The sequence below is a fragment of the Crenothrix polyspora genome (assembly GCF_900163755.1).
In the GTDB taxonomy this organism is placed as follows: Bacteria; Pseudomonadota; Gammaproteobacteria; order Methylococcales; family Methylomonadaceae; genus Crenothrix; species Crenothrix polyspora.
Map to the genome: position 1 here is coordinate 1 of NZ_FUKI01000180.1, position 1,085 is coordinate 1,085.

At 48.9% G+C, this 1,085-nt stretch carries 1 protein-coding gene; it reads right to left on the minus strand.

Annotated features, from left to right (window positions below):
* Positions 1 to 5: 5 nt before the first annotated feature.
* Positions 6 to 1,085, minus strand: a 1,080-nt coding sequence (locus CRENPOLYSF2_RS18410) for an IS1634 family transposase (RefSeq protein ID WP_140396901.1), incomplete at its 5' end; no start/stop codon positions are given.

Sequence of the window (1,085 nt, forward strand, 5' to 3'; positions counted from 1 at the left end):
CCCCCCTACCCAGAATTTGCATATAATTTAACATACCGATTTCCAAGCAAGTTAATCAGTTGATGGTGATATTCATTGCAGTTCAGTATGACTTCCCGACAACTATCGACTAGCAGGACATGGATACCGGTAAAGAACTGGAACACCCAACGAGCGGTAGGCTTTGCGGTGGCCGCTCCAATTTGGCTTGGAAACGTTTGCTTGTTCTGCGCAAGTGTTTGACGGATACGGTACTCCAAAGCGCCGAAGACCAAGAGACAAAGGGTCATAATCGCCATCAAAGCCATAATACGTTTGGGTGATTTGAGAAACAAGGTATCTGCCATGAACCAAGGGTCTTTCAAAAAACGGAAACCATGTTCGACTTTTTGTTGGCCTGGTGTATAGAGCTCCAGCATTTTCTCATGGCTGAGCTGTGCTTCATCCAGTTGGTTGCTGGCGATAATAAAGCAGCTTTTAGCCTGTATCTTATGGCATCTTGTTTCAAGAACGGATGCCACACCCGCTTCAATGCGATAGCGGATGATATCGGGTAACTGACCTTTACGAGGCCGGCCCTTTTTACTGAAACTGGCCACCTCAATAATTTCCGGATCGTGCAAAGTGACAACTTTCAGGATTTTTTGTAATTTTGCCAAAGCAGCCTGCGCATCTGCGACACAGGCGAAGGTCTGATTGGCCAGGGCAGTGAACGCGTTGTATTCGGCCTGGCTTTGTTTCAAGTGTTGTTTGTTCACCGTTTGCCCGGCACGCACACGGGCCGCCTGGGTATAAACAATCAGCCAGCGCTGGTTAACTCCGCCATAGTTGGAGCCCAGTACAGTAAAAGCACGTTCTGGCTGGTCAAGCATCCATTCATCAGAGACGGCCAGGATTAATTCGCGGGTACCGCCAACCGTTGCAGGAACACGGGTGACCCAAGGGAAACTGCCCAAGTCTTGCAGGGTTTCTGCTGTATATAATGCGCTATCAGCAACAACCAACGAAAGCCCGACACCTGCGTGCAACTGCTCAATGTGATCATTCAGCGTCTGGCGAAAACTGGTCTTGTCGCTGCTATTACCGCTGAGTGGTTCCATCAACAA